The 26601-nt window shown below is 41.4% G+C and carries 25 protein-coding genes; 10 read left to right on the top strand and 15 right to left on the bottom strand.

What is annotated here, in order from left to right; translation table 11 throughout:
- Positions 1-70: 70 nt before the first annotated feature.
- Positions 71-820, bottom strand: a complete 750-nt coding sequence (locus ACHWSC_RS06590; RefSeq protein WP_286775136.1) for a hypothetical protein — start codon at positions 818-820, stop codon at positions 71-73.
- Positions 821-1065: 245 nt separating this feature from the next.
- Here ACHWSC_RS06590 and ACHWSC_RS06585 point away from each other — a divergent pair, with 245 nt between their 5' ends.
- Positions 1066-2190 carry a serine hydrolase gene (locus ACHWSC_RS06585; RefSeq protein ID WP_120336287.1) on the top strand — a complete coding sequence of 375 codons (1125 nt, stop codon included), beginning with the start codon at positions 1066-1068 and terminating at the stop codon, positions 2188-2190.
- Between the two features lie 81 nt (positions 2191-2271).
- On the opposite strand, the gene ACHWSC_RS06580 is transcribed toward ACHWSC_RS06585, so the two are convergent.
- The 4 genes from ACHWSC_RS06580 to ACHWSC_RS06565 all read right to left on the bottom strand — a co-directional run bounded on the left by ACHWSC_RS06580 (position 2272) and on the right by ACHWSC_RS06565 (position 6732).
- Positions 2272-3168 (bottom strand): 3-hydroxyacyl-CoA dehydrogenase, encoded by an 897-nt coding sequence (locus ACHWSC_RS06580; RefSeq protein WP_120336288.1) that lies wholly within the window; start codon positions 3166-3168, stop codon positions 2272-2274.
- 64 nt (positions 3169-3232) lie between these two features.
- On the bottom strand, positions 3233-5173 hold the full coding sequence (locus tag ACHWSC_RS06575; RefSeq protein WP_394676246.1) for an oleate hydratase: 1941 nt from the start codon (positions 5171-5173) through the stop codon (positions 3233-3235).
- 97 nt (positions 5174-5270) lie between these two features.
- Positions 5271-6167: a helix-turn-helix domain-containing protein gene (locus ACHWSC_RS06570; RefSeq protein ID WP_394676245.1), complete on the bottom strand. Its 897-nt coding sequence runs from the start codon at positions 6165-6167 to the stop codon at positions 5271-5273.
- A gap of 64 nt (positions 6168-6231) precedes the next feature.
- Positions 6232-6732 carry a GNAT family N-acetyltransferase gene (locus tag ACHWSC_RS06565; protein ID WP_115050011.1) on the bottom strand — a complete coding sequence of 167 codons (501 nt, stop codon included), beginning with the start codon at positions 6730-6732 and terminating at the stop codon, positions 6232-6234.
- A gap of 217 nt (positions 6733-6949) precedes the next feature.
- On the opposite strand from ACHWSC_RS06565, the gene ACHWSC_RS06560 reads away from it, so the two are divergent.
- Positions 6950-7402, top strand: a complete 453-nt coding sequence (locus ACHWSC_RS06560) for a GNAT family N-acetyltransferase (RefSeq protein ID WP_183044033.1) — start codon at positions 6950-6952, stop codon at positions 7400-7402.
- A gap of 19 nt (positions 7403-7421) precedes the next feature.
- Positions 7422-7874 carry a VOC family protein gene (locus tag ACHWSC_RS06555; RefSeq protein ID WP_075993850.1) on the top strand — a complete coding sequence of 151 codons (453 nt, stop codon included), beginning with the start codon at positions 7422-7424 and terminating at the stop codon, positions 7872-7874.
- A 16-nt stretch (positions 7875-7890) separates the two neighbouring features.
- On the opposite strand, the gene ACHWSC_RS06550 is transcribed toward ACHWSC_RS06555, so the two are convergent.
- The 5 genes from ACHWSC_RS06550 to ACHWSC_RS06530 form a co-directional block, all read right to left on the bottom strand.
- Positions 7891-8430, bottom strand: a complete 540-nt coding sequence (locus ACHWSC_RS06550; protein WP_394676244.1) for a GNAT family N-acetyltransferase — start codon at positions 8428-8430, stop codon at positions 7891-7893.
- A 3-nt stretch (positions 8431-8433) separates the two neighbouring features.
- On the bottom strand, positions 8434-8796 hold the full coding sequence (locus ACHWSC_RS06545) for a DUF4180 domain-containing protein (protein ID WP_115050019.1): 363 nt from the start codon (positions 8794-8796) through the stop codon (positions 8434-8436).
- A gap of 112 nt (positions 8797-8908) precedes the next feature.
- Positions 8909-9832, bottom strand: a complete 924-nt coding sequence (locus tag ACHWSC_RS06540; protein WP_394676243.1) for a Dyp-type peroxidase — start codon at positions 9830-9832, stop codon at positions 8909-8911.
- Between the two features lie 73 nt (positions 9833-9905).
- Complete coding sequence (locus tag ACHWSC_RS06535) at positions 9906-10727, bottom strand: alpha/beta fold hydrolase (protein WP_394676242.1); 822 nt, start codon at positions 10725-10727, stop codon at positions 9906-9908.
- A complete protein-coding gene (locus tag ACHWSC_RS06530; RefSeq protein ID WP_394676241.1) occupies positions 10708-11493 on the bottom strand; it encodes a class I SAM-dependent methyltransferase in 786 nt (261 codons plus the stop codon). Before ACHWSC_RS06530 ends, ACHWSC_RS06535 begins: the two co-directional genes overlap by 20 nt.
- Before the next feature lie 499 nt (positions 11494-11992).
- Here ACHWSC_RS06530 and ACHWSC_RS06525 point away from each other — a divergent pair, with 499 nt between their 5' ends.
- The gene (locus tag ACHWSC_RS06525) at positions 11993-12826 is read left to right on the top strand and encodes a hypothetical protein (protein WP_394676240.1); all 834 of its coding nucleotides are present in this window, start codon (positions 11993-11995) and stop codon (positions 12824-12826) included.
- Between the two features lie 173 nt (positions 12827-12999).
- Positions 13000-14040: a linear amide C-N hydrolase gene (locus tag ACHWSC_RS06520; protein ID WP_394676239.1), complete on the top strand. Its 1041-nt coding sequence runs from the start codon at positions 13000-13002 to the stop codon at positions 14038-14040.
- An 85-nt stretch (positions 14041-14125) separates the two neighbouring features.
- Here the strand turns inward: ACHWSC_RS06520 and ACHWSC_RS06515 are convergent, their stop codons facing one another.
- Genes ACHWSC_RS06515 through ACHWSC_RS06505 form a run of 3 tightly spaced genes read right to left on the bottom strand, consistent with a single transcriptional unit; the run spans position 14126 to position 19934 of the window.
- On the bottom strand, positions 14126-15223 hold the full coding sequence (locus ACHWSC_RS06515; protein ID WP_394676238.1) for an efflux RND transporter periplasmic adaptor subunit: 1098 nt from the start codon (positions 15221-15223) through the stop codon (positions 14126-14128).
- 21 nt (positions 15224-15244) lie between these two features.
- Positions 15245-18535, bottom strand: coding sequence for an efflux RND transporter permease subunit (locus ACHWSC_RS06510; RefSeq protein WP_394676237.1), 3291 nt, complete (start codon positions 18533-18535; stop codon positions 15245-15247).
- Positions 18536-18545: 10 nt separating this feature from the next.
- Positions 18546-19934, bottom strand: a complete 1389-nt coding sequence (locus tag ACHWSC_RS06505; protein ID WP_120336299.1) for a TolC family protein — start codon at positions 19932-19934, stop codon at positions 18546-18548.
- 170 nt (positions 19935-20104) lie between these two features.
- Here ACHWSC_RS06505 and ACHWSC_RS06500 point away from each other — a divergent pair, with 170 nt between their 5' ends.
- Positions 20105-21115, top strand: a complete 1011-nt coding sequence (locus ACHWSC_RS06500; protein ID WP_145329580.1) for a sensor histidine kinase — start codon at positions 20105-20107, stop codon at positions 21113-21115.
- Positions 21116-21118: 3 nt separating this feature from the next.
- Positions 21119-21814, top strand: coding sequence for a LytTR family DNA-binding domain-containing protein (locus ACHWSC_RS06495; protein WP_201667452.1), 696 nt, complete (start codon positions 21119-21121; stop codon positions 21812-21814).
- Positions 21815-21912: 98 nt separating this feature from the next.
- Here ACHWSC_RS06495 and ACHWSC_RS06490 read toward each other — a convergent pair whose 3' ends face one another.
- Positions 21913-22389 carry an OsmC family protein gene (locus ACHWSC_RS06490; RefSeq protein ID WP_394676236.1) on the bottom strand — a complete coding sequence of 159 codons (477 nt, stop codon included), beginning with the start codon at positions 22387-22389 and terminating at the stop codon, positions 21913-21915.
- Between the two features lie 379 nt (positions 22390-22768).
- Here ACHWSC_RS06490 and lpdA point away from each other — a divergent pair, with 379 nt between their 5' ends.
- Together lpdA and ACHWSC_RS06480 are read left to right on the top strand one after the other, a co-directional pair.
- Positions 22769-24172 (top strand): dihydrolipoyl dehydrogenase, encoded by a 1404-nt coding sequence (gene lpdA / locus ACHWSC_RS06485; RefSeq protein ID WP_394676235.1) that lies wholly within the window; start codon positions 22769-22771, stop codon positions 24170-24172.
- Between the two features lie 149 nt (positions 24173-24321).
- On the top strand, positions 24322-24891 hold the full coding sequence (locus tag ACHWSC_RS06480; protein WP_153845230.1) for a Crp/Fnr family transcriptional regulator: 570 nt from the start codon (positions 24322-24324) through the stop codon (positions 24889-24891).
- Positions 24892-24928: 37 nt separating this feature from the next.
- On the opposite strand, the gene ACHWSC_RS06475 is transcribed toward ACHWSC_RS06480, so the two are convergent.
- Positions 24929-25825, bottom strand: a complete 897-nt coding sequence (locus ACHWSC_RS06475) for a LysR family transcriptional regulator (RefSeq protein WP_394676234.1) — start codon at positions 25823-25825, stop codon at positions 24929-24931.
- A 97-nt stretch (positions 25826-25922) separates the two neighbouring features.
- On the opposite strand from ACHWSC_RS06475, the gene ACHWSC_RS06470 reads away from it, so the two are divergent.
- Positions 25923-26534: an NAD(P)H-dependent oxidoreductase gene (locus ACHWSC_RS06470; RefSeq protein WP_115050041.1), complete on the top strand. Its 612-nt coding sequence runs from the start codon at positions 25923-25925 to the stop codon at positions 26532-26534.
- Positions 26535-26601 lie beyond the last annotated feature (67 nt).

The raw sequence follows: 26601 nt of genomic DNA, 5'->3' as shown, positions 1-26601 counted from the left end.
AGTATGGATCTAGCCGCATGATCTGTCTGCGCTGAAAAGTCAATACGTTGGTTATACCTAGAAATAAGGTTTACTCGCTACCTTTTATCGTCAATATAACACCTGAATATTTCTCGTGGTCTTTACCGATATAGAGCAGATCGACTTTTTTTGTCGCAGCATCCTCGAGCTGTTTTTTCAATAGATTTAAATCCATTTTTTCTGTTTTTTCCTGCCATTCATCGGTCGATTGGGGCCTGAACGAAGCAATATTCTTCATGTCAAAAAGTGCCGAATTTGTGTCGAGCTGCTTTGAACGATGTATAAAAATAGTGTCGCCCACGATTTTATCTATTTTTATCCAACCAGCAGGAAGTCCATTTATACTGTTACCATCCTGATCGGTAAAAAAAGTAGCGCCATAAAGTTGACCTGCCTTTAGTTGCTTCAAATTATCAATCATCTGAGCAACTTCTTTTTCCCGTTGTTGATTGCCCAATTTATTCTTTACCCCATAAATGACTGCCCAGATAAGGATTGCCGCAGTGACAATAAGAAATCCTTTCCATAACTGAAAATAGGGGATGCTATACTGACTTTTGAACGCTTTGATCTCGGCTTTTAATTCATCTGAATAATTCCGTGCGTGAATCAATTTTCCCTGTTCGTCATAAAGTCTGGAAAGTTTGACAAATCCACCGCCAAAAGGTAGACCTATAAACCGACGGGCCGGCGTAATAATCTGTAAGGTGAAATTTCGTGGCGCGTTTTCTTTTTTTAAAGTTGCTGTTACCGTTTTTTCTGCTAATACAAAGTCGTAGATACTGAAAATAAAAAACATAGTCTGTCGTGATTTTTTAATGAAGAACTGAGGGAAGGATTCCGGATCAGTTCGACTTCATGAGCAATGAAGCATGAAAGCAAAATTAAAAGAAATAAATAAAAATCAATAAAAACACCCGGGCATTGCAAGAAAATTTCGATTTTTGAAGGGTGCATTTTTGAAAAGCAATAAGATCAAATTGATTTAATACGCTCTGCTTTTCAGGAGGCTGACAATATAAACCGAAATGTGCGGTATAAAATATGATAAACCTAAAACTGAGTTTTATTTTGATCTGTGTAACAAGTGTTGTTATGGGGCAAAAAATGGATAAATCAAAATTGGATAGCACCATTGCAGGCTATTACAAGGATCCGGCAGCTCCGGGAATTAGCTGTGCAGTTAGTCAGAACGGTCGTCTTATTTATCGTTATGCAATTGGACGTGCAGATTTGAAGGAAAAACGTGCAATCACATCCAGTTCACATTTTCGCTTGGCATCGGTAAGCAAACAGGTGACTGCACAAGCGATATATACCTTAGTGATTCAAAAGCGTTTAAAACTAGAGGATCCATTGTCCCTTTTTTTTGAAGATCTGCCTGTCGCACTGAAGGATATTACTGTAGCACAGCTTCTGCAACATACATCCGGAATCTGGGACTATGAAGAACTTATTCCGAAAGAGAGGAAAGATCAGGTATCGGATAAGGATGTGCTGAAGTATATCCGACAGACTGATCGTTTATATTTCCCTTCGGGAAGTCAATTTCGCTATAGCAATACGGGATATTGTCTTTTATCGCTGATTGTTGAGCATGTTGCAAAAAAATCCTTTGCTTCCTTTGTCAAAAGTCAATTGTTTGAACCCATAGGCATTAGTAAGGGATTGGTCTATGAACCGGGCACGACAGTTGATGAACGAGTCTACGGTTATCATCCGACAGAAGGCTCCTACCTGTTTGCCGATCAGAGTGTGACAAGTGCGACACAGGGGGATGGGGGTGTTTATCTATCTGCGGATGAATATCATACATGGGCCAATTTTTTGGTAAAAGATCGGCTAATACAGCCGGGACTGGAGCAATTGTTCGATCAAATGGCCTACCCGGTAAAGGATGGAATAGCGTATCATTTCGGATGGTTTATTCAAAAAAATGCAGGCCATAAAATCCTGTTTCATTCAGGTGAATCTACCGGGTTTCATCATATCGTATATATCGATGTACAGAAAGACCTTGTGGTTTCACTTTTTAGCAATCGTGATGATTTTATGATCGGTGAAGCTTTTGATGCCATCCTTAAAACAATGGGTATCAGCAAACCGGTATTGAATGGACAGCATCGCTCAACTTTTGCATGGTTGAACGGAGTTTATGCGAATGAGTGAAAGAGGGGAGCGGATTGAAATAAGCATAAACAATAAATCGTCACAGCTCCACCTGCGACGATTTATTGTTTCTGAAGAGACCTATTTTAAAAAGTCGGGCGATTGATAGGCCGGATTGGGATAGGTATAGAACCCTTCCCCAGTAGCGACGCCCAATTTGTTTTTGTCTATAAAATGCTCCTTGAGATAGGCCACTGTTTTGATCTTTAAGGGGTCATTGGTCGCATCGGCGCTCATTTTGTTGATATTATAAGCTGTTGTGATGCCAACGATATCGAGTATGCCGAAGGGGCCTGTTGGCGCCCCAGTGGCAACCATCCAGGTTTTGTCGATTGTTTGGGCATCTGCCACTTCGTTGACCAAAAGATCCGTCGCTGCCGAAAGTAATGGGACAAGTAAGGAGTTTACAATATAGCCAGGCTGCTCCTTATGCAGCGGTAGGGCAACCATGCCAATGGATTTTGCAAAGTTTACAACCTGCTCAAATACCGTTTTGTCTGTACCCGGATGGCCCATAATTTCTGCTGTATTGTGTTTCCAGATTTCATTGGCAAAATGTAGCGCCAGGAACTTCTCGGGACGGCCGGTTTCTTGGGCAAATTGACTTGGTAGCAAGGTTGAGGAGTTTGTGGCAAAAATGGTTTTCTCCGGAGCCACTTTCGCTAATTCCTGATAGAAACCAATTTTAATGGTTGGGTTTTCGGGAACAGCTTCGATAAGAAGATCTGCTTTTGCTACCGCCGCGGCAAGATCTGAACTATAACTGAGCCTATCAAAGGTTGAAGCCAGTTGTTCTTTACTCGCATGAAGATCTTTCTCGAATGCCTGCGCCAGAATATCAAATTTTGCTGCAGCTTTTTTTAGTACATCGTCGTTGATGTCGTATACAGTGACATGATAGCCATGAAATGCTGTTTGGAAAGCGATTTGATAGCCTAAAACCCCACTGCCAGCTATCGTTATATTTTTAAAGTCCATGATGTTATTGTTTTTTCAATTCGTAAAAATCTGCGCCACGGAACCATGGCGCAGGTTGTGATCCTTATCCTTTAATTCCTTTTAACCAATCTTTGAATTTGGTGATCTGCTCTGTCAGGAAAGATTCATGGTCTTCTTGTTCCTCAGAACCGATAGGCAGGATATGTTCAAAATAAGTGCCTTTTAGAACTTTACGTAGTAAGCCTTCGCCCACAAATGGTTTGTCATCATTTAATGTTTTGGCTGCTTTCAAAAGATGGCGGATGTCGTATTGTAGGGGATTAATATCCGGAACCTGCTTGTTTAAGTTCAGCAGTTCGTATACCGCAATACGTGCGGTACGTACCGAGCTTTCCATGGTAAAGACAACGTCATTGTTGGTTTCTACAAACTGACCGATCAAGCCCAGGTTTTTACATCCTTCAGGTACGACTCTCGGACGGTCGCCTTTTGCTCGTGGCATAAACATCGAGGTGATGTAAGGCATAAATGTCGTACGTACAATCGTATTTTTGATAACATCGTCCAGTTGATCAATAATGCCCAAATGGTGACATAGTTCGGCTAAAATTTCATCTCCAGTACATTGTGGCATTGGCTTTTTGATGTAATTTCCTTCTTTATCCATAAATAAGGCATATACCCATAAGACAAGAACATCATCCGGTTGGCCAGGGAAGTGTGGCTGTCTATTACAGGTGAAACTCATCAACCAATCGGAATCGGTAATGGTAATAATACCGCCAGTAACAGTTTTGCCGGAATAAGGGTCGTTGACGGAATATTCTTTTAGTTTTTCGACTAAAGCCGAAGGTTTACATGTCAGGGTCGCAGACTCCCATGCTGATTTTTCGATGTTACTACAGAACTTTTCGGGTTTACCGAATATGGTCGATTTGGCAGCAAGATTTTTCCAGAGTTTCCAGCCTGCACTTTGACCGCTGCTGCTATTGTCGATACCGATGATCGGTGCATTTTTGTTGTCCCCGTAGAAGGTATCTTCTGTCATTGATCCAGTTGTTACAATGACGAAGTCGTCTTTTCCGATTGGAATTTTTACTTCTTTGCCATCTTGTTCTGTAATTAGGGCCTCCACAACTTTTCCATCGGTATTGCTTTGGATATCCAGGTCTTTGACCAATACATTGAATCGAATGTTTACACCTTTGCTTTGAAGTACTTTACGCAAAGGGGTTACAAAGGTGTCGTATTGATTGTATTTCGGGAATACGAGTGATGAAAGGTCATTCAATCCGTCTATCGCATGTAAAAAGCGGTGCATGTACAATTTCAGCTCAAGTAAACTATGCCAGTTTTCGAAAGCGAACATGGTACGCCAGAAGGTCCAGAAATTACTGGATAAAAATGACTCGCTGAAGTAGTCTTCGATGGTTAAGTCATCTAGATCTTCTTTATTTTTGAGGAGCAATCGAATGATGGCCAGCTGATCCATTTTGCCCAATCCAAACTTGCTGAAGTCTTTTATCTCACCAAGTTTATGAATAAGCCTTGCTTTGGAATAGTTGGAGTCGTTGTCATTGATCAAACGGTACTCGTCCAGAACACTGTAGGGGGCAGGCATTTCCAATGCAGGAATGTCCTGAAACATATCCCAAAGATTTTCGTAGGTCATATCCATTTCCCTACCACCGCGGATGACATAGCCGTCGGTTGCATTACCGGCGCCATCTAACGAGCCGCCTTCCACATGGAGCTGTTCGAGGAATGTGATGTTTTCAGCAGGAACATGACCATCACGGATAAAATAGTAGGCTGCAGACATCCCTGCTATACCGCTTCCGACGATGTAGATTTTACTGTCTTTATATGATTTTGGTGGAATACCTTTATTGCGTTGATAATTTCCGATCTGATCAGAAAAGGGCATCGATTTTTTCGGTGTGTTACGTTGTTGTTCTTTGCTTGAATCAGGTTCATGATTTACATTTCCATATTCAGCAGATGCATTTAATACTTTGTCGAATTTTGAGGTGATTTCTTTCATGATTCTTATGTTTTTTTAATTCTTGAGTAAAGTTACTAAGATCACCTTCATCATTTGTGCCCTCAAATTCGCTATTGTTCTACCGAATTTCCTCTATCTACATATTTTGTCGCTTTCGGTACTCTGATGGCGATAAGGTGGAGTATTTTTTGAAAAAACGACCAAATGCTGAGATGGAATTAAATCCGATTTCATAAGAAATTTCTGAGATAGTCTTTTCGGGATTCCCGAGTAGCACATAGGCTTCTTTAAGTACACGCTCATCAATAATTTCATGTGGTGTTTTACCTGATGCTCTTTTAACAATCTGAATGAGGTATTTGTTTGAAATAAATAACTGATCGGCGTAATATTGTACTTCTTTGTATTGATTGCTATGTCGTTGAACCAGGTCTGTAAACTTATAGAACAGGTTGTTGGTCTCTTGTACACTTTCCGTTGTATTATGGTCTTTAGAGGCCAATTCGTCGGCGATCTCTAACAGGAGATTAAAGATGATCGTGCGGATGATATCTGCTGTAAAATGCGTTGTTCTTAAGGTAACTTCTTTGAGGTAGTCTATTAATTTTAACAGCTTGTCAATTTGTTTGTCTTCGGAGCTGACAATGGTAAAGGTCGAATTTTTGAAAAGCCCCAGTTGTTCGATAAAGAATGGATTGACAATATGTTTAAGCAGGAATGCTTTGTCAAAAAAGAGCAGCTTCATTCTAAAGTCGGGGCTGACCTGCGAAAAACGGATAATTGTTGTTGGGGCGGATATGAGGATATGATTTGTCGAGATATGGTATTCCTGATTGTCTACCTGAATATTTATATCGCCTGCCGTACAGATACAGATGGCATAATAATCAATACGAAAAGCATTGCTTGGGTATTCAAAAATCGGATTTCCAGAAGAAATATAATAGGGGCGGTGGCAATTTACGCCAAAGAATGATAAGGTATCTTGAAGACTTTCGTGTGTATTATAAGTTGTTTTTACCTTAAACTTCATTGACTTTTTGTTCGGCTTGGGCATATACAGTTCCTATTGTTTTTAATATTCGAATGGGCTTTGTTTATTCGGATGCTGTCCGTTTGAGCATGAGTTTTTCTGTGGCAATATCGTCTTCTATCCCGACGAAGAAACTTTTGAATCCGAATTTATTCAGTAGTCGTCTCGATGCGGTGTTATCGGGATCAATAATACCAATCACATCTTTACCTGGATTTAATGTTGTGGCAAGGGCTAGCATCGACTCGCAAATCTGTGTTCCCAGTCCCTTTCCCCAATGTTCTTTGCGGAGCAAATAACCAATTTCGAATACACTTGGATCTTTTTTGTAATTAACAAGCTTACAGTCGCCTAAAAGCTTTAGGGTATCCGCTTCGATTACTTTAAAATAGCCTAAATCAGGATCCTGGTTAATTTCTAGAATCGAATCGAACTTTTTCCGGGCCTGCTCTTCGGACAATCCTTTGCCGGTAATGTATTTCATGACATCATCCGCTTTAACTAAGTCGTGGAAAGCGTCAAAATCTTCCGGGAGATATTTTTTGAATAGAAGTGTATTGTACATGGCTAATGTGTTTATTTACAAGATAAGGTTGTTTTCTCTGAAATCAAATTATCGGAACCTAAATCATCATCTTTCTGTCTTATTTAACTTTTTCATGATTTTAATTCTCCAATTTAACTTACATTGCCTTTCTGTAAAGCGGAAGGGAAGCTTTTATAAGAATGCTATCCTGTAGCGATACGGTGTAAATAAGAATTTTTAGAGGGAGATAATGGTTATGGAAATAAGAGCGGCAAGTGAAGCCGACTATGCGGCAATCCTGCGCATTTGGGAAAATTCGGTTCGGGCAACACATGATTTTTTGAAAGAGGAGGATCTTCAGTTATATAAGAGACTGATCCCAACCGAGTATTTACCACAATTAAAGGTATATGTCATCGATGACGATGGACAGCCTACTGCTTTTTTCGCTGTCTCTGATGATAATCTGGAAATGTTATTTGTGGATTCAGCATACAGGGGAAAAGGTATTGGGACTGTGGCGCTACAGCATGTGCTGGATAGGCTACAGGTGTATAAAGTTGATGTCAATGAGCAAAATCAGCAGGCTGTTGATTTTTATCTGAAAAAAGGATATCAGCTTATCGGGCGCTCAGCTGTAGATGGTATGGGCAAATCCTATCCGATTTTGCATTTACATCACGAGAGCGCTATCAATGGATTGAAATAATTTTAAAATGAAATAACTTATGATACAAGGTTTATACGAAACGCATATTCAGGTGCGTGATTTAGCTAAATCGGTCGCATTTTATACGGAGGTATTGGGATTACGTGTGGCACATCGCGATCCGACACGTCCTATTGTTTTTTTATGGATTGGAACCGGCAAAGACTATATGTTGGGCCTGTGGCAGGAAGAAACAAACTTTCAACCGAGACATTTTGCTTTTAGAGCGGATAAAGAAGATATACTGAATTACGCCGTGGACTATCTGAAAACACGTGACCTGACACCCTATAATTTTTTAAAGGATGGGATCGAAGCACCGATGGTCTTTGCGTGGATGCCTGCATTGGCCATTTACTTTAATGATCCGGATGGCAACCAATTGGAGTTTATCGCAGTTTTGGAAGGGGAGGGTAGGCCCGAACTGGGCGTGCTGTCTTATGCCGATTGGATTAATCGTACAACACAATAAGTCGCGAAGAGACGACTTATTGTGTTGATTTCCATTCTTCGGCAAGGATTGCAAAGACCACATCATCTTCCCATTGACCGTTATGGAAATAGCTTTTTACAAAATGAGCTTCCTTTCGGAATCCCAAACTTGTGAAAAGCTGCATGGATGCCTTGTTTTCTGGAGCTACCGAGGCCGTGATCCGATGTTTATGATACTGACGGAACAGGGCCGCTATAACTGTTTTCAGTCCTTCTTTGGCATAACCCTGTTGCTGGAATTCTTTTTTTATGGTACAGCCCAATTCCACCTGCAGGTGTTCAGTACCAAAAAAATGAACGCCAATATCGCCGATTACTGCGTTTGCTATTTTGTCGGTCATAACGAGCTGAAACCAGGACTCTGGAAGATTGAATGTGCCCGGATTTTTAGCAATAAATGCATCGACTTCTGCCAAAGAGTCTGGAATCCAGCCCTGGTATTTATTGGTTTCTTTATCCGAACGGTAACCGAATACGGCCTGACTGTCTTCTGCCATAATGGGCCGAATCGCTAATCTTTCTGATTCAATATGCATGACTTAACGTTTTGAAAATCTGGCTATCGCTTCTTCACGCGTACCGACAAAATTGATTTTCTTTGATTTATTGCTTTCGTAGATAAAATCGTTTAGACTTTTGCTGTTGTATCTGGAGAAATCGCCAACGATGGCAATGTCAAAGCCATACTGCGTATATTTTTGAAGAATTTCACCGGCAAGTTTTGTTTTAAGTTCGAAGAAATCGTCTGTGATGTTCTCTTGATAAATAATTGCTTTGTATGCTTCTTGCGCGCCACAGTCGACCATAATCTGTAGACCATCATCGAGATTATGGATAAAGACGCCTGAACCTTTAACTTCAGCAATGTTTTCGTCACCTAGCTGAATAATAGTGATTTCCATTTTTTTTGTTGTGTAGTTTTAAAAATAAATTTGTGGGACCATATTCCATGACGAAGTGCACTTCGTTGGGATATCCTGTTGGAAATGATCCGAGATAGTGGGTATACAGCTTTTAACCTGCAAATTCTTTCAGCATATTGATTGTTGGGCAGAAGAACAGGGAGCCGGTATGGGCCGTACTAAAGTCCAGTATTCTATCGTAATTCCCCTCGGGTTCACCAATAAACATTCTGTTCAGCATCAATTGTACGGTACTGAATGTGCTGGCGTAAGCGATAAAGTAGGTTCCCATTTCATTTGTTGCGATTTGCCCAAAAGGCATATTGTCGCGAACAATTTTCAAATCGTCACCGACATTGGCTAGGGCCGAATGTGAATTAGTCGGTTTTTCATCGTCGCCCATCTCAATATCGTTTGCTTTGCTTCTGCCGATGACCTTCTCCTGTTCAGCGACGGGTAAAGAACGCCAGGCGTTCATGTCGTGAATATATTTTTGTACAAATAAATAGCTTCCACCCGTATAGGCTACATCCTCATCACCAACGATACCAAAGAAAGCACGATCCTCACCAAGGGGATTTTCTGTTCCGTCGACAAAACCCAAGATACTTCGGCCGTCCCAATATCTGAACCCATGAACTTCCTCCTTGCAATCGGCAACGGGACTTAATAAGGCTGCAATTTCGGTGGCCATGTCAATGCAATAGCTTTTTTCATAAGCACGAATATGGAAATGTAAATCTCCGGGGGTAGCCACAGCAATATGTTTTTGACCGATGATAGGTTCGAAAGGAACCAATTCCTTTGGCATAGGTTCGTTGAGTTCAAGCTTTTTCCAGGCATGGTGGCTTATGCCCAATACCACGCTTGCTTTTACAAGATTTGAACGTACCTGCGCCGAATTGTTGAGATTGACAACCAATGCACATAAGCGTTGGAAGACATCCTTAATGACCACATTTTCGTGGAAATTCCATACCATAAACACCGTATTGTTGCTCGGTGTATCGATGACATTTTGGGCCTGATGATCCATAAGATAAGTTGTTGTGTGTTGTACAGCCTTGCTAAGCTACAAATAAAATCGGTTGTACGGATAGACTTTTTGATTACTCGAATGCGGTTTTTTGATATAGTTTGACGATTTCATCAATGACCAGATCCGGTTCGTCATAAAAGACATGGTGCTCCGCATTTTGAGCCAAAAGATAACGTCTATTGTTTTTTTGATCTGCAAATTTTTTAAGGGCAGCAATAAATAAACTGCGATCGGGTTCTTCAAAAGGCGATTTTCCTGAACCAATGACAGTCATGGGGACATTGATTTTTCCTGCAACCTCATGTAGAACAGCCGTTGACGCTTCGTAGTTTAAAACGAGATGATAGAACCCTAAGCTTTCTTTTTTGATGTTATCAAGTTCACTGGCATATTCGCTCTTCAATGATTTGGATCGCTCCATGGTCATGAGATAAGGGGAGACAATATCGATCATTACTGTGCCAACAACCTGACCAGGATGGGTCGTTACAAATTTCATCGTATAGTTACCACCGAAGGAATGGGCAACAAAAAAGTACCGATCACGATAGCCCAATTGCTGCAAAGCAGTTTTAAGATCCTTTACTTCATTTGTCAAGCTAATGTTAACGGTGTCTATTTCACTTTTCCCAAAGCCAGCCCTATCATAGGTAATTAAAGGTGCGCCTAATTTGCTCGATAGCGGTTCCAATAACTTTCTCCAAACGGAAGCATCATTTCCCGCTCCAGATTCAAAGACAATGGGGATACCTTTTCCTTTCATTAAAGTAAAATGAAGGCTATGGTTGCCTACATTGACCATGGTATCCCTGAGCTGTGCTTTTACGGCCAGCCCGGGAAGTGTCAGTAGGAGGAAAACGGATAAAAGGAGATTATACTTTAGCCTGTACATCGTTCATTTTAAGTGTCATGCTTGTCGCTTCTGTTTCGATCCATTGGCTGTATTCGGCGATAGCCTGTAAGCGAAGTTCGTCGGAGATATACCCTTCCGTAACCATTTGTCGCGATTGGGCGACTTTGTTCCAGATGGCCAGATTGGTATCAAAGTTAGCTTCTCCTTTTTTGTAGGTCTGATCGGCATTGATAACCTGAACAGAATGGAAACCTGCTTCCTGGAGCAGTGCCGCGACCTCATCAGCAACACGATTGTTCATACCTGCATCTGCTCTCCACTTCAGAAAAGTATGGTAAAATGTGAGCATGCTTTCCGGAGGGGCGGGGTTCCATTCAATGGCGGTGTGATTGTAGTCTAAAATAGAAATTTGTCCTCCGGGCTTTAACCAGGATTTAAATAAGCCCAATGCCCTGGGAATATCACTTAACCATTGCATGGTGCGCGCCGTTATAATCAGGTCGAAAGGATGTGGAGGCTGATAATCAAAAATATTGTTGCAGACCAGGTTCAGATTTTGGGTGCTACCATAGTGCTCATTGCCACTGTCGATAAAAGACTGTGTATTATCGAGCCCGATTATAGTTCCGTCGCCGATATAGCTTGCTACCTCATTGGTGAGCGTTCCGGTACCACAGCCTACGTCCAAGATTTCCATGCCAGGAGACAGTAAGGGAATAATCGTTCTATAATCGGAGGATAATGTTCTTCTTTCAAATATCTTATTGGCCTGTTGGTCTTTTCTGTCGATAAATTTCTCTTTCATTGGATTGGGTTTAGTTGACTGTAAATATAGCTTTTGCTTTCCGGTTAAAAAAACTTCTATTCGTTTAACCGTTTTTGTTACGCTAATCAGACCAACAGTTGAGTATATTCCTTGATTTGTTTATGGTTACTATCAGTCGAATATCCTATTCTCCATTAAGAGGGATATAATAATCTTTTTACAAGGTATTAACAGGGGGTTAACTGGGGATTTACCCCTGCTAACCCCCTGTTATCCCCCTGTTAACCCCCTGTAATATCCCTGTTATTATGGAAACTGATGTAAAGCAATTTCAAAGCTGTATCGGACGATAAAAGAGGGCCATTTACTGCTTTATGACGATCATGTACTATTTTGATAGAAACAGTGATACTTTGCGATTAATACCCTAATTAGGAAATTATTTTATGTCGTTTCGCTGTTTTTTTAATAATAGTTTTTTATATTGTTATGCAACAGCACTCGTGCCGTTGCAATTACACTAAGATATCCTGATATTATGCGAAAAGTATTCAAAGTTCTCACGCTAACGTATTGTGCTGTTTTTCTTTCAGCCTGTTCTTCCAACTATCTCATGACATTCAATGGGGAGAATGTAAAAAAAGATGAAGACAAGGGAACGTTTTCATTTAATAATGATACAGTACAAATTGATTATTCCTTTGCCGACAGAGATGGTCGAATTTACCTTCGAATAGAAAATAAAATCGATAAACCGATCTTATGGGATCTTAAAAATTCGGCCATGGTTATTAATGGTAAAACGCAAGGTTATTCTGCTGAACAAGCTGCTTTTAATGGAAAGATGAATGCTTCGGTTTACGATATAAACGCTAGTAAATCCACTATATTCAATGATACTTGGGTGAACGGTTCTATCACAGGATCGGTAAGTTTGCCTAAAGATGTGGTGCTTATCCCACCACATGCCTATGTGGATGGGCATTATTTTGATTTTAAAAACGATGTTAAATCCATTGTACGATCATCCCAAAAAGAAAAAGTGTATATGTATGATATGAGTGGCGAGAGTTTTGCGGTAAAACTTGCTCGATTTGAAGGCATTGATTCACCTTACAGTTTACGCAGTTATTTAAGTTATTCGATTTTAGAAGATGGTAAAGCCATTGTTAAAACTACGGAGCAAAAATTTTATGCTGCCCAGCTTTGGCAGACCGGTTCAGTAGCGCTTAATAATATTATTGAACTGTATAATAAGCGTGGAGACGTGCTGGCTGTTAAGGAAAAAAAGGGGCAGGAGGCTATGATCGTTGGGGGTGCCTTAGCATTAACTGCAGCAGCAGCAGCAATTGACCCGAAAGCAGCTGAATAGTTCCCAGGGCCATTTATTATGGCTATAGATTATGCTCGTCTAAGCTGTGCTGGATTAAATCATGCCGGTTACAGCTTAGACAAACAATAAGCCCGAATTATTGTTTAAGATATTGGATCCTTTTGTCCTCAAAGGCAAAAAAGCTGTATCACTTATTAAAAAAATCTATACATATGAAGTATCTTGCACAATTTATGTTGATCGTCTTTCTTTTTGTTGCTAACGAAGGTCGATCCTGTACACGCGTTGTTTATAAAGGACCTAATCAGACCGTTATCACAGCTAGAAGTATGGACTGGAGAGACGATATCGCGGCCAATTTATGGGTGTTTCCGCGCGGCGTAGCAAGAAGCGGGGAGGTCGGTCCACAGTCATTGCAGTGGACTTCACAATATGGCAGTGTTATTTCCAGTGCGTGGGACATTGCTACAGTCGATGGTTTAAATGAAAAGGGATTGGTGGCCAATGTACTCTGGCTTGTCGAATCTACTTATCCTAAATTTGATCCAGCGGGACCAAAAAAAGGTCTAGCAATCTCGGCTTGGGCCCAATATGTTTTGGATAATTTTGCGACCGTCAGTGAAGCAGTATCTGCTTTAAAGGATGAGCCATTTGTAATTGTAAGTGATTATATCCCGGGAACCACCAAATTTACGACCGTGCATTTATCGCTGTCAGATGCCACAGGCGACAACGCTATATTTGAATACATCAATGGGAAATTGGTTATTCATCACGATGCGGCCTATACTGTTATGACAAACTCGCCCGTCTTTGAAGATCAGCTGGCGCTAAACAGGTATTGGCAGGGAATTCCGGGAACCATCATGTTGCCGGGGACAAACCGAGCTGCTGATCGTTTTGTGAGGGCTTGCTATTACATTAATGCGATCCCGCAAACAGACGATGTGCGGCTTTCCGTTGCCAGTGTTTTCAGTGTGATCCGAAACTGCTCGGTTCCATTTGGAATAAGCTCGGAATCTGAACCTAATATTTCCTCTACACGGTGGAGATCGGTAGCTGATCAAAACAATAGAATCTATTATTTTGAGAATGTATTGGTTCCGGGAACACTGTGGGTAGATCTGGCTAAATTTGATTTAAAGAAAGGGGCTCCGACGATGAAGTTGGACATGAAGCAAGGGATGGCAATAAATGGCATTTCAAATAACCTGTTTAAGGCTGCCCAACCCTTTAAATTTATGGGCATTTAAATTAGAAAGACCGAATAAATTAGAAAGACCGAACCCGGGTTGTAATGGGTTCGGTCTTTCTTTTGTTTAGGATTTAGGAGATGTCCTATTTGACTGATGTTCCGTCTATAATCTCTTCATCCGCTTTGCTGATCAATTTGGTGTCTTGTTTTAAGTCGCCAAATATTTCGATCTGACCATCGATGCTGCGTCCTTTCTGTACAGGAATACGTTGTGTTTTGTTCGAAACAACAGCAATCACAAAACTTCCTTCGCCCGAAGTAAATACGGCTGATTTCGGTACAACAAAAGTACTATCCTGAGATGTTAAAGGCAATTCGACCTCTGCAACCATGCCCGGCAATAACTTGTTGTCGGTATTGTTAATGTCAATTTCTACCCGTTCGGATCTTAACCGGCTGTCCAAGGCACCCGATTTACGAGCGATCTTACCCGAGAAGGTTTGCCCAGGCAATGATTTGACAGTAAATTGTAAGGGCTGGTTTTCGGTCAGGAAACCCGAATATTGTTCCGGAACAGCAACGGCTAACCTCAGTTTGCGTTGTTGCTGAATGGTCATGATGGGCATTTCTGAACCACGGCCAGCAGGACCAACATAGGCGCCCTGATTGACATTTCTTGTTGCGATTACACCGTCGAAGGGGGCTCTGATTTCCAAATAGTTCAACAGGTTTTGTACCTCTGCGTAGGCGGATTTAGCGGCTTGGTACTGCGCAAAATCAGCATTCTTTTTTGACTCAGCAACCTCAAGATCCAGTCTAGCCACCGTTCCCTCTACTTTGCTGGTTTCAAAGAGTCTGTCGTAAGTGCTTTTTGTAGCCATATAGACCGCTTCTTGCGATTTGAGCCGCGATTTGGCTGCTGAAAGCTGCGAACTCAATTCGGGAGCCTCCAATACAGCCAATAGCTGACCGGCATGCACCTTACTTCCGATGTCCACGTTAAGACTTTTGACGTAACTGCTGACCTTAGCGTAAATCTCGACCTGCTGGAATCCCGTGATTTCTCCAGGGATCTGCATTTTATTTGTTAATTTCTGTTTGGTGGGTACAAATGTCTCCATTGCCGGAGCTGCAGCTTCGGGACTTTCTTTTTTTGCATTTTCCTCGGCAGCCGAATGGCATCCTGTTAAGGATGCGATCAGACCGGCGATAGCTAATATTTTGAACAAATTATTTTTCATGTTTTATAGATTATACTGCTTTTACGATAAAGGTTTTAATGCCGCAATATAGTGTTTACTTTCTTTGTCTTCAGGATCTAATGAGATCGATTGTGTACTGCTTTTTTCTTGCGCCCAAGCAAATATAAGCGGTAAGATGACGAGTACGGCAAAAGTCGAAAACAGTAATCCTCCAATTACGGCTCTACCGAGTGGTGAAACCTGTTCGCCACCTTCACCATGACCAATGGCCATAGGGAGCATACCCACAATCATGGCCAAACTGGTCATGATAATAGGCCGAAGTCGTAAGGATGCTGCCTCACGGGCTGCAGCCAGCGCATCGCCATTATGCCGACGGATATGTTCAGCATTGGTGATGAGCAAAACAGCGTTCGCAATGGATACACCCACCGACATGATAATCCCCATGTAAGATTGTAAGTTGAGGGTAGATCCGGTTAACAACAGCAGAAGCAATGAGCCCAGCACAACCGCAGGAACTGTGGTGAGAACAACCATAGAAACTTTGAACGACTGAAAGTTAGCTGATAGCATCAAAAATATGACGATGATGGCCACAGCTAAACCCGATTCGAGGCTGCTCATGGTTTCTGACAATACTTTTCCAAGTCCTATTTGCTCGATCGACAAGCCGCGAGGAAGTTCACCAAGGGCTTTGATACTACGCTGTACATCCTTAGAAGCTGTTTTTAAATCGGTATGATCAATATTTGCTGTAACTGATACATAAGGCATTGCACCTAAATTGTCGTTTTCGCCATAGGTGAAGGACGGTGTGATCGTTGCAACGTCGCTCAGTATTGGTCGCGCTGAATTTTTCAATAAAGGGATTTCACCGATTTCTTTCTCATCTTTCATTTTATCGATGGGAACCTGAACTTGGACGTTGTATGACAGTCCAGCTTTTTCATCGATCCAGGTGTTTTTTTCGGTATAACGCGAAGAAGAAGTGGAAGCGATCAGCGATCGTGTTACTTCGCTGAGATCGATACCCAGTTGTGCAGCCCTGATGCGGTCTATCTTAATATCGTAAGAAGGGTATTTAATGGATTGCGCTAATTGCACATCTCTAAAATAAGGGATGGCTTTTAGTTCCTCGATCAATTTACCGGCGTACTTCTCGTTGTTCTTTTTGTTTTTTCCTGCTATCCGAACTTCAATAGGAGTGGGCGATCCCTGACTTAATACTTTATCTGTAAGCTCGATCGGTTCAAAGGATACCTGTACATCGGGAACTGCCGCTTTCAGGCGTTTCCGGTATTCATCACGGAAACTGTCCATATCGTGATGGTAGTCTTTCAGTGCAATCTGGAAAACAGCTTCATGTGGACCAGCCATGAAAAGATAGATCGGTGATACTGAAAACTGTCCGGGATGTTGACCGATATAGACAGAAGATATGCTGATATGTTCTTTCCCGACCAGTTTTTCCAGTTCGGCCAGCGCTAGTTTTGCTTTTTCTTCGGTGCGTTCGATACGTGTACCTTCAGCCGCACGGAGGCGCATTTGGAACTGACTGGAGTTAACTTTCGGAAATACATCCTGTCCGATTGTGGAAAGTAAAATGACAACAAGACTTATTGCTCCCAGCAGATAAACTACGGTAATGGTTTTCTTCCTTTTGAACAGACGGTCGATCATTTTCATGAATCTGTTTCTGAACCGTTCAAAAATACTCAGCTTTCCATCGTTGTTAAAGTCTTCCCGTTCCACCAATAGTTTCTTCTGATTTAGGGTATCCTGTTCAGATTCTACACTCAGTCCAGTTGCTGCGAATTGAGCTTCATCTGCATTTAAGCCCGCTGGTTCGGTCGCGTGTGGCGCTTTATGCGCATGGTCTTTCATAAGCCAGTTGGCCATGATAGGAACAAATGTCTGCGAAAGGAGAAAGGATATGATCATTGAAAATCCAATGGACAAAGCCAGGGGAAGAAATAACGAACCCGGGATGCCTGTCATGGTAAATGCCGGCGCAAATACGGCTAGTATACAGAGCAGGATCAATAATTTGGGTAAGGCGATCTCTTTACAGGCATCCCAGATAGCCAAGGCTTTGGGTTTACCCATATCCAGATGCTGGTGTATATTTTCTATCGTTACCGTACTTTCGTCGACCAGGATACCAATAGCCAAAGCTAGTCCGCTGAGGGACATGAGGTTGATGGTCTGCCCAAAGAGCTTTAGAAAGAGCACGCCGGAGATCACGGATATCGGAATGGTTAGGATAACGATCAACGCAGCTCTTCGATCACCTAAAAATAGGAGGACCATTAGTCCGGTGAGGATAGCGCCGATTGCACCTTCGGTAATCAAACTCTTTACAGAATTGATGACATAGACGGATTGGTCAAATTCATAGGATAGTTTGACGTCGTCGGGTAAATTTTCCTGAATTTTTGGTAAGGCTGCTTTTAAGTTTTGGACAACCTCCCAGGTTGAGGCATCGCCGGCTTTGGCAATACTGACGTATACGGAACGTTTGCCGTTGACCAAAGCATAGCCTGCGGTAACGTCGGCACCATCTTTTACGGTAGCAATATCGCCAAGGTAAAGATTTTGTACTCCACCTTTAAATAGCGGGATTTTTTCAAAATCTTTGACATCCTTGATGGTGTTGTTCGTTGGTGTAATGTAGTTTTTGTCCTGAATACGTACGTTTCCTGCAGGGGCGGTTTGATTGTTCAATCTTAGTGCTTCTACGATCTGATCGGGTGTCATATTGTGGCTCCGCATTAAATCGGGATCAACGTTTACCTCAATTGTACGTGGACTTCCCCCAAAAGGAGGGGGCGACAATAAACCGGGGATTGACGTAAACGATGCCCGGACATAGACGTTGGCCAGATCTTGTAGTTCATTATTGGACCGTTTGCTACTGCTCAATACCAGTTGGCCTACAGGAAGGGAGGAGGCATCAAAACGAATGATGAACGGCGGTTGTGAGCCTGGAGGAAAGGAGGCCTGGATCCGATTGGCCAGGGCACTCAGCTCGGCTGCAGCCTGTGCCATGTTGGTGTCTTCGTAATACGATACTTTCATTAAGGTCAGCCCTTGAATATTCTTGGTCTCAATAGACTTGACCCCATTGGCAAAAAGAAGGATATTGACGTAGTTTTTGGCAAAATAAGATTCCATTTGATCCGGCGAATAGCCACCAAATGGATGGGCAATATAAATAACCGGAAGGTTCATTTTTGGCAGGATATCCACCTTGATCGATCGAACGGCACCTATGCCAAAGACAATAAGTCCCAATACGAGTACGAGGATAGATATTGGCTTGCGTAAGGCAAAACGTATTAAATTCATGTAATGTTATTTATAGTTCTTTGTTGAAAATATCAAAATCTCCCGCAGCGGCGGCTTTTAATAAAAGCGACTGCCAAAGATTGATGTGAACGATCTCACGATCGGTTTCGGCTCTATTTAGTGTATAAAGGGTCTGCGTCACATCGACAAGCGTCGCTAGACCGTTTTTATACATTGTCATTTTTTGATTGTAAGCTTGCTGGGCTGCCGACACTTGTCTCGGAGCTTCTAGATCACTTTTTCGGGCCAATTGGATTTTCACATCAGCGGCATCCAGCTGTGCTGTCAATTGGGCTTCGGCAGTTTGGTATTCTTCTCTTAGCGCATCATTCGTAAAGCGCTGTGCACTGATTTTTTTATTGATGCGCGCAATCGAAGTCAGATTCCAGTTTATGCCCAATCCCAAGAGATAATTTTGCCGACTGGGACGAACCCCTTGCCAATAATTTGTGCTATATGCTTGTAAATCCGTAATGTAGTCGCTCTTAAAACCAGATCCTCTGGTCTGAAAGACCCCAAAGGCGCTTACAGTGGGAAGATACTCTTTCGTTGATAGTTTCAACTGTTGTTCGCCAAGTTCAATTTTACTTTTATAAAATTGCAGAATAGGATTACTTTCAATCAGATTGGGGGAAAGTGGAGTTAGCTCGACGGGTGTTTTCTGGACGAGCAAGGTGTCTATTTGCAGGTCTTTTGCTGGTATTCCCATCAGTACTGTCAATTTGTTGTTTTGCTCTTTGACATTTTCGCTGGCCTGGTTGAGGCTGATTTTAGCGCGTGAAACTTCCGCTGAAGCTAGCGTAGAATCCACTCCGGGTAATATTCCATTTTTTACTTTGGTGGCAGCAATATTTAAAAATACCAGTGCACGATCCAGATTCATCTGTTGATTTTTTTCCAATCGTTGACTGGCCAATAAGTTGAGGTAAGCTGCAGCAATCTTGACTTTATGCTGGAACTGTTCCTGACCGAGATCGGCCTGTAGTCGTTTGGTATCGGATTTGGCCAATTCGATACGTTCTTTTTTTCGTCCAAAGGTGTAAATGTCCCAATTGACATTGGCTAAGTAAAGCGCACCAAATGCGGCATTCCAATTTTGTTCTGGAAGGGCAGCTCCCGAAGAAGCTACACCCAGCCCACCAAATCCATACAGTGGACCATTTTGTCCGTTGACTGTTCCAAAGTCCTGTTGGGCTACGATGTTCAGATTGGGCCAAAAGTCGCGTTTGACTTGTTCATTGGTCTGCAGGGAGGACTGGAGATAATATTCCTTTGCCTTGATATTTCCATAATTTGCAATACCCTGTTCTACGGCATCGCGAAGCGTAAGCTTCTGAGCGAAGGAAGAGGAGGTCGCAAGTGATACAGCCAATGACAGCACTAAATTCAATTTCAGCATAGGTTATCTATCATTTTATGGACACGAAGATAGCGATGAGATGAACTGTGATGTCCCTTTAAAATGATCTATAGCGTTTAAAAGTGACCAATTTAATTCGTCATTTATTTTTCTGCTGTTATAAACTTAAAACTTTTACTTTGTAACAGATTTTTAACAAAAAAAGGATTATGAGAAAGGTTTTGGAGAACAAGATCATACAGGAGATCGTGCTATTGGTCTTTTCGTTTATCCTCTTTACTTTGAACGATTGGATTTTGATCTTGAGCTGGAAGGGATTTTTGATGGGCGTGTTCTATTTCTTGATCCTATATGCGCATGCGCAGTTGAATCGCTTTTTTTTATTGCCCTTGCTGCTCAAAAAGAATAAACCCCTGTTGTACGTTCTGGCGTCGGTGGCAACCCTGTTGGTTTTTTCACTTATATTGAAAGAGCTAACGGATAATGTAATCTACAAGAATTGCTTTCTCTATAAGAATCTTGTTCAGAAAACGTTCCATTATCAATTTGGTGTATTATTGGGCTCGTTGATCTGTATATTGGGTAGTATCCAATTTATTGAATTTTATCGCTTTCAGCGTGTGAAGACCCGACGTGAACTGCTTTCCAATCAGACGCAATTATCGCATTTAAAAAAACAGCTCAATCCACATTTTCTATTCAATACATTGAATACCATTTATGGTATTAATCTGAAGTATCCGGAACGTACGTCTGAATTGATCATCAAAGTTTCTCAGCTTCTCCGTTATCAGATGGAGAGCAGCGATCGTGAATTTGTTGCGATGGATGATGAGATTGATTTTATTTCAAGTTATATCGAGCTGGAGCGCGAACGATTAGGTTACCGAACAAAAATTGAATTTGATTATCAAAAAGAAGAAGATATCAATTATCAGATAGCGCCAATGCTATTGATTACTTTCGTAGAAAATGCTTTTAAACACGGAACCTGCAGTATTGAAGATTGTTTTGTACATATTTCGATCAAGATTGAAAAAGGGAACTTATATTTGCATGTACGGAATTCTGTTCCCGTTAAGAAAAGGAATGTTTTTTCGGCGAAAATAGGTTTGGAAAATACAATAGCGCGATTAAAGCTTTTGTATCCTAATCGGTATACATTAACGACAAATTCCAAGAAAGAGGAGTATGAGGTGTCATTGGTTATAAATCTTTAAACAATGAATAAAAATAGCTGTATCGTGGTTGATGACGAACCTGCGGCGCATTATGTACTGGTAAATTATATTGAAAGAAGTACTGATCTGCAGTTGGTCGCTCAATGTTATAATGCTTTTGAGGCATTGGAGTTTCTTCGGGAGAACAAAGTAGATTTAATCTTCCTGGATATTGAAATGCCCGAAATTAATGGGATGGAGTTTCTGAAGATGCTGGATAACCCACCCAAAACGATTTTGACAACAGCATATTCCGAATACGCATTGGAGAGTTATGATTACGGCGTTGTTGATTATCTGTTAAAACCTATTTCATTTCCCCGTTTTTTTAAGGCTGTTCAACGTTTTTTATCCTATAACACGGCTGTTTCGCCACAGGAAGAAGAACCCAAATCAATTAGTATACGCATGGATGGTCGTATTATTGACGTTAAATTATCGCAGATCGATTTTATCCAGAGCTTTGGCAATTACGTGAAAATTGTCACTCCTAGTCAGACATTTTTGACCGCAAGCACCACCCAGCAAATTCTCACGCAGGTGCCGGCATCAAAGTTTATCCGTATCCACAAATCTTACATTGCTTCGATCAATAAGGTGATCAAATATGAGCATGGTATGGTACAGATCAATAATACGTCCCTACCGGTCGGGATTACTTTCCGTCGCGAGTTACAGGAGCGGCTAGCCAATAAATAGCGCTAAGCTATGTCGTAATTCGATCAGGTATCGCCGTTCTTGTCAATTCACAGCATATCATGTCATAGCATATCATGTGAAGAAGAAAGTTCATTCATTTAGCTGGATGTGCTGATGCTGACGTTGGGCTTATGCAAGACCGGAAAGTTTACTGAATTGGCAATAAAACAATATTCACTTGCTTTTTGATGTAATTCAATGGCTTGTGCAATCATCGTTGAATCTTTTACCCGGACCGAAGGATTTAGCGTAACTTCTTTAAAACGGCCTTTTCCACTTTCTTCTTCAAGCATGATCGCTGTTGCATGGTCTACATATTCTTCTACAATAATTTTATTGACCGAGCAGAAATGCAGGTACCATAACATATGGCAGGAGGACAGGGAGGCAAGCAATAGCTCTTCGGGATTGTGTTTGTTGGGGTCTCCCAGGAACGCTGGATCCGAAGAACCTTCAATCTCGGCTTTGCCGTCAATGCTAATGCGATGGCTTCTTTCGTAGTTTTTATAATGATCGGTTCCGCTGCCGCGATTTCCTGTCCACGTAATTGTGGCGATGTAATTATGCTGTTTCATTTGAAAATAATCGTTTGACGCTGTTGGTGCTAATCTGAAAGCAAGTTAAAAAATATCCCTTTATCCTAAACATAAGCACAATCTCTTCTGCATAGAATTGACTTTCATATTATTTTTTTTGAGCTATTTTTTTTTATTTATAATATACTGATTGGTATTTTATTTGTAGGTTTGTACTGATTTTAATTAAATTCAATATTTATGAATAATACAGTGTATTCTATTGTTTTAAAATATACCTTTTGGTATTTTATTTTGTATTATGATTGGCGTATGTATTGAAATTTTTATCGTGCCTTTTGGATGGCAACTATGCGGGGCGTACTTGTAAGACCTTTTTTGGTCGTGAATAATTCTGTTAACTAAAAATAGTTCGTATATGGAACAATATGATTTGGTTGTCATTGGGTCTGGCCCAGGCGGCTATGTTGCGGCGATTCGCAGTGCCCAATTGGGGTATAAAACCGCACTTGTAGAGAAATATGATACATTGGGTGGTACCTGTACCAATGTGGGCTGTATTCCCACAAAGGCAATTTTGGATAGTACGCATCACTATCATGAAGCACAGCATCATTTTGCTGCACACGGGATTCAGGTAGCGGGGCTATCGGTGGACTTTGATCGGTTGTATGCGCGTAAAGATAAAGTGGTGTTGCAAAATACGCAGGGGCTGAATTTCCTGATGAAAAAGAATAAGGTTACGGTGATCCATGGAACGGCTTCTTTTGTCAATAATTCAACGGTGGAAATTGCTACGTCGGCGGGGGAGCGGCTGTCCCTTGGAGCAAAGAGATTTATCATCGCTACAGGTTCCAAGCCAGTGACAGTTCCGGGAGTAACCATAGATAAAAAACGTATCATCAGCTCAACAGAGGCGTTGTCCTTGCAAGAGAAACCAGATAAAATCGTTATTATCGGTGGCGGTGTAATTGGGGTAGAGATGGCATCCATATTCAATAGGCTGGGTTGTGAGGTCACTATTATCGAATATGCCGATCGTCTCCTTGCCAATATGGATCATGAATTGGGGGATGCCTTGAAAAAGATACTGCTGCATGATGGCATTAAAATTTTGCTTGAGCAGGCTGTTTACAAAACCGAAAATGTAGGCGCTGCGGCAAACGTTTTCTTTAAAGATCGAGCTGGTAACGAGCAGCAGTTACAGGCGGATTATATTTTGGTCGCTGTCGGGCGGAAAGCATTTACAGCGGGGCTTGGTTTGGAGAATACAGCTGTTCAACTAGACACCAGAGGTATGATCGTTACCAACGAGCAGTTACAGACGGCCGTTCCCCACATTTATGCTATTGGTGATGTGATCGGTGGGGCAATGCTGGCTCATAAAGCTGAAGAGGAAGCAATCTTTGTTGTCGAACATATGGACGGCCAAAAACCAAAGATACATTACGATCGGATCCCAAGTGTGGTTTATACCTGGCCCGAAGTGGCTTCCGTTGGCGCAACAGAAGAGGAGCTCAAAGCAAAGGGTATATCGTATACGATTGGGAAATTCCCGTTTTCCGCCAATGCCCGTGCCCGCGCGGGGATGGAAACGCAAGGTTTTGTAAAGGTGTTGGCCGATCCAAAATATGGCGAACTATTGGGAGTTCATATCATTGGAGCACGTGCCGCCGATCTGATCGCTCAAGGTGTTTTGGGCTTGGAATATGAAATCACCGCCGATAGCATGTCAAGGGTGTCTTATGCACATCCTACTTATTCGGAGGTCTTGAAGGAAGCGCATACCATTGCTTCGGGGCGGCCATCCGTAAATATATAAGTATCCTATGCGTCTTTTCGGCGAAGAACAAAACGTATTTCTTTTAGAAGAGCTAAGCGTATTCCCTTCGTAGAAAAGGCGCTGCTTGTCTATTTTTTTGGATACAAACATCAATTTATCTATGTTTGTTCTGTATCATCCTTTAATTTATGGACAAACAGCTATTGTTGGACAGTATTCAGAAAGAGATCGATCTCACGGAAGATGAAATCGTACGCCTATTGGCTGTTGTGAAATCCAAAAAAGTGAAGAAGAAACAATATTTGCTGTTGGAGGGCGATCTGAGCAGGTATGCTCTTTTTGTCGCTTCGGGTTGTCTAAGAAGTTATTGCGTGGATGAAAACGGCTTTCAGTATATTCAACAGTTTGCTCCCGAAGGCTGGTGGATCGGCGATATGTATAGTTTGGTAACCGGAAAACCGGGCAACTTATACATTGATGCGGTATTTGAATCTGAGGTATGGATGATTTCCAAAGTAGACCTGCATCGGCTCTATCAGGAGATTCCGAAACTGAATGTCTATTTTCGGATACTTGCCGAAAATGCATTGGTTTATTATCAAAGTCGATCGATGGAGAATCTCCGTTTAGCTGCCAAAGAACGTTACGAAAAGTTCTGTACACGTTATCCTACATTGATCGACTGTCTTCCGCAGAAACAAGTTGCAGCATATATTGGCGTTACGCCCGAATTTTTAAGCAAAATGCTGCATCAATAGTGGAAATCGAGCTATCGGCAAGAAATTGCCCAGTGATCTACCATTTCTCTTTTAACAGCGTTTCCAATTGACTAATTTCCTCCTGATACATGGTTTTCTTTCTCGTTCCAAAGTAAAGTATATTCTCCACGGGAGAAGTCCCTTCCCAGATTAGTTTTATTTTTCCGGATGCAAGTGCTTCGGCACAAAGGAAGTCGGGAACAATGGAAAAGCCAGTATTGTTGCTTAAACAGCGTATAATTGAACTGATATTTGGAACGATATAATTGGGACTGAAGTCCGGATGTTCGCCAAAGTGTGTCGACCAATAGTTTTTTAAATGATCCATATCGGCAGCCGTGCTATACCACAATTGTTTTTTCAGGAGCTGGGCTGCTTCCTTAATTTTATTGTCGCGCAGCAGTGACTCGAGTGTGGATGTGTCGGTCTGACAACCTGCAATCAAGACAATGCGTTCTTTTGAGAAAGCCTCGTATTGTAGATTCTGCTGGTTTCCTTTTTGAGGCGTAATAATAAGATCCAATAAACCATTATCAAGATCTTGCTGCATCTGAGGATATTCTCCAAATTTGATAATTAAATTAAAGGGAAGCTGTGCAATATGTTCTTCCAGCGTGTATTGAAAGGTCTCAAAACACATTCCGATACTAATTGTGACACGTTCGTCCAATGCACGCTTGTGAAAATGCTGTTCACCGGTTTCTAGTTTTTTAAGTGGGTCAATAACATAGTTGTACAAGATTTTCCCCTTTTCGGTCGGCACCATTCTTCGCGCAGATCGATCAAAAAGCTTGTGGCCGGTAAAGGCTTCCAGGGAATTCAGATGTAGGCTGACACCAGGTTGAGAAATAAACAATTCCTGTGCCGCTGCAGATAATGTTCCGGTTTCATAGATTGCCATAAATGTACGAAGCCATTCTAAGTTCCATTTCATAGTTATTATTTTTATGATACAAATATACAATTTAAATTATTTGTATGATTTAAAAATATGATAGAAATTTGTGTTATCAATAAGAAAAATTATAGAAATGAAAATATTTATTATCAACGGCGGACAGAAATTCGCACACTCGGGTGGTTCTTTCAATACCACAATAACAAATTGGACTGTTGAAACATTGGCTGAAAATGGACTTGAAACAAGGGTAACCAATATCAATGATGATTTTGATCCAATGGTTGAAGTTGAAAATTTTAAATGGGCAGACATTATCGTTTACCATTTTCCTGTATGGTGGTTTCAGGTTCCGAACCGTCTGAAGCTCTATATTGATGAGGTTTTTACGGCGGGTCACAACAACGGTATCTATAAAAATGATGGTCGTTCACGTAAGAATCCGGCTATTAATTATGGTACCGGAGGTTTGATGCATGGTAAAAAATACATGGTGACTTCGAGCTGGAATGCTCCAGAGACAGCCTTTACAATGGAAAATGAGTTTTTTGATCAGCATTCCGTTGATGCCGGTGTTTTATTCGGTTTTCACAAGATGAATCAATTTGCAGGATTGGAACATCTGGGAAGCTTCCATTTTCATGATATGGAGAAGGGTGCGTCTCAAGAACGTGTCGACAATTACGAAAAGGAATATAAACAATATTTGGAAGAGGTCTTCCATTTGGAAACTACGTTAAACTAAAAATTTATTGATCGATAAATCGCTTTATCCATGGCGTTATTGCGATGAAAAGAGTAAATTACCACAA

It is taken from the genome of uncultured Sphingobacterium sp. (assembly GCF_964277905.1).
Classification (GTDB): Bacteria; Bacteroidota; Bacteroidia; order Sphingobacteriales; family Sphingobacteriaceae; genus Sphingobacterium; species Sphingobacterium siyangense.
The sequence above is the reverse complement of the archived record's forward strand: the minus strand, read 5'-3'. Positions and strand labels throughout refer to the sequence as shown.

Bases quoted from the DNA above. Each gene is read 5' to 3' on its own strand.
- ACHWSC_RS06525 (WP_394676240.1), top strand. From the start codon at position 11,993: ATGCGAAAAGTATTCAAAGTTCTCACGCTAACGTATTGTGCTGTTTTT.
- ACHWSC_RS06480 (WP_153845230.1), top strand. From the start codon at position 24,322: ATGGACAAACAGCTATTGTTGGACAGTATTCAGAAAGAGATCGATCTC.
- ACHWSC_RS06500 (WP_145329580.1), top strand. From the start codon at position 20,105: ATGAGAAAGGTTTTGGAGAACAAGATCATACAGGAGATCGTGCTATTG.
- ACHWSC_RS06555 (WP_075993850.1), top strand. From the start codon at position 7,422: ATGATACAAGGTTTATACGAAACGCATATTCAGGTGCGTGATTTAGCT.
- ACHWSC_RS06495 (WP_201667452.1), top strand. From the start codon at position 21,119: ATGAATAAAAATAGCTGTATCGTGGTTGATGACGAACCTGCGGCGCAT.
- ACHWSC_RS06540 (WP_394676243.1), bottom strand. From the start codon at position 9,832: ATGGATCATCAGGCCCAAAATGTCATCGATACACCGAGCAACAATACG.
- ACHWSC_RS06490 (WP_394676236.1), bottom strand. From the start codon at position 22,389: ATGAAACAGCATAATTACATCGCCACAATTACGTGGACAGGAAATCGC.
- ACHWSC_RS06470 (WP_115050041.1), top strand. From the start codon at position 25,923: ATGAAAATATTTATTATCAACGGCGGACAGAAATTCGCACACTCGGGT.
- ACHWSC_RS06560 (WP_183044033.1), top strand. From the start codon at position 6,950: ATGGAAATAAGAGCGGCAAGTGAAGCCGACTATGCGGCAATCCTGCGC.
- ACHWSC_RS06570 (WP_394676245.1), bottom strand. From the start codon at position 6,167: ATGAAGTTTAAGGTAAAAACAACTTATAATACACACGAAAGTCTTCAA.
- ACHWSC_RS06580 (WP_120336288.1), bottom strand. From the start codon at position 3,168: ATGGACTTTAAAAATATAACGATAGCTGGCAGTGGGGTTTTAGGCTAT.
- ACHWSC_RS06535 (WP_394676242.1), bottom strand. From the start codon at position 10,727: ATGTACAGGCTAAAGTATAATCTCCTTTTATCCGTTTTCCTCCTACTG.
- ACHWSC_RS06505 (WP_120336299.1), bottom strand. From the start codon at position 19,934: ATGCTGAAATTGAATTTAGTGCTGTCATTGGCTGTATCACTTGCGACC.
- ACHWSC_RS06475 (WP_394676234.1), bottom strand. From the start codon at position 25,825: ATGAAATGGAACTTAGAATGGCTTCGTACATTTATGGCAATCTATGAA.
- lpdA (WP_394676235.1), top strand. From the start codon at position 22,769: ATGGAACAATATGATTTGGTTGTCATTGGGTCTGGCCCAGGCGGCTAT.
- ACHWSC_RS06590 (WP_286775136.1), bottom strand. From the start codon at position 820: ATGTTTTTTATTTTCAGTATCTACGACTTTGTATTAGCAGAAAAAACG.
- ACHWSC_RS06520 (WP_394676239.1), top strand. From the start codon at position 13,000: ATGAAGTATCTTGCACAATTTATGTTGATCGTCTTTCTTTTTGTTGCT.
- ACHWSC_RS06550 (WP_394676244.1), bottom strand. From the start codon at position 8,430: ATGCATATTGAATCAGAAAGATTAGCGATTCGGCCCATTATGGCAGAA.
- ACHWSC_RS06585 (WP_120336287.1), top strand. From the start codon at position 1,066: ATGATAAACCTAAAACTGAGTTTTATTTTGATCTGTGTAACAAGTGTT.
- ACHWSC_RS06530 (WP_394676241.1), bottom strand. From the start codon at position 11,493: ATGAAAGAGAAATTTATCGACAGAAAAGACCAACAGGCCAATAAGATA.
- ACHWSC_RS06575 (WP_394676246.1), bottom strand. From the start codon at position 5,173: ATGAAAGAAATCACCTCAAAATTCGACAAAGTATTAAATGCATCTGCT.
- ACHWSC_RS06515 (WP_394676238.1), bottom strand. From the start codon at position 15,223: ATGAAAAATAATTTGTTCAAAATATTAGCTATCGCCGGTCTGATCGCA.
- ACHWSC_RS06510 (WP_394676237.1), bottom strand. From the start codon at position 18,535: ATGAATTTAATACGTTTTGCCTTACGCAAGCCAATATCTATCCTCGTA.
- ACHWSC_RS06545 (WP_115050019.1), bottom strand. From the start codon at position 8,796: ATGGAAATCACTATTATTCAGCTAGGTGACGAAAACATTGCTGAAGTT.
- ACHWSC_RS06565 (WP_115050011.1), bottom strand. From the start codon at position 6,732: ATGTACAATACACTTCTATTCAAAAAATATCTCCCGGAAGATTTTGAC.